The organism is Sporolactobacillus kofuensis, assembly GCF_024125425.1.
Classification (GTDB): Bacteria; Bacillota; Bacilli; order Bacillales; family Sporolactobacillaceae; genus Sporolactobacillus; species Sporolactobacillus kofuensis.
The window spans coordinates 1-837 of the sequence record NZ_JAMXWN010000039.1; the positions used below are offsets into that span (position 1 = coordinate 1).

The 837-nt window shown below is 39.4% G+C and carries 1 protein-coding gene; it reads left to right on the forward strand.

The window, feature by feature from the left end:
• Positions 1-120 precede the first annotated feature (120 nt).
• A partial coding sequence (locus NIE32_RS14130; RefSeq protein ID WP_253077510.1) for a DDE-type integrase/transposase/recombinase occupies positions 121-837 on the forward strand: 717 nt, incomplete at its 3' end.

Consider the following 837-nt stretch of genomic DNA (forward strand, 5'->3'; position numbering starts at 1 on the left):
TGTAACTGCTAAACTAAAATCAACAGATTCTGCTAAATAGAAATGAACACTTTTCGCTAAATAGTAATCCAGATAAGTTATGATAGTTTTTCAACATGATTTGTCTGGAGGATTCGAAAGGTGGAAAAATTACTCTTGTATGTACAGGTTCATCAATTGAGTGAACAAGGATTCAAAGTGGCGAAAATCGCCAAAAAACTGGGTATTTCAAGAAATACTGTTTATAAGTTTTTGAAAATGTCTTTTGAGGAAGCAAGTGATTGGGCGAATTCTCTTAATCAAAGGAGGAAGAAGCTCGATCCCTATCGGGATCAAATGATAAGTTGGTTAAAAGAACATCCCGACCTTTCTTCCGCCCAAATTGAGGATTGGTTGAAAGAAAAACATCCGGGCCTAACCATTGGAGGGAGCACCATTCGATTATTCGTCAAAGATCTGAGGGAAATCTACCATATCTCAAAAGAGATACATGCTCGTAGTCATGAAGCGGTTGATGAACTTCCAATGGGATATCAGGTTCAGGTGGACTGGGGAGAAATAACGCTTAAAAACGTACTGAACAAGGAGGTGAAGCTCTACTTTATCACATTCGTTCTGTCTCATTCTCGATATAAATATGTGGAATGGCTGGGAAGACCTTTCACCACAAAAGATACGATTCGATGCCATGAAAATGCCTTTGCTTATTTCGGGGGCATGCCGGAGGAATTGGTTTATGACCAAGATCACTTAATCACGGTCAGTGAAAATGCGGGTGACGTTATTCTGACCGGTGAATTTCAGGCTTATAAAGAACAACGTAAATTTCGTTTACATCTATGTCGAAAAGCAGACCCC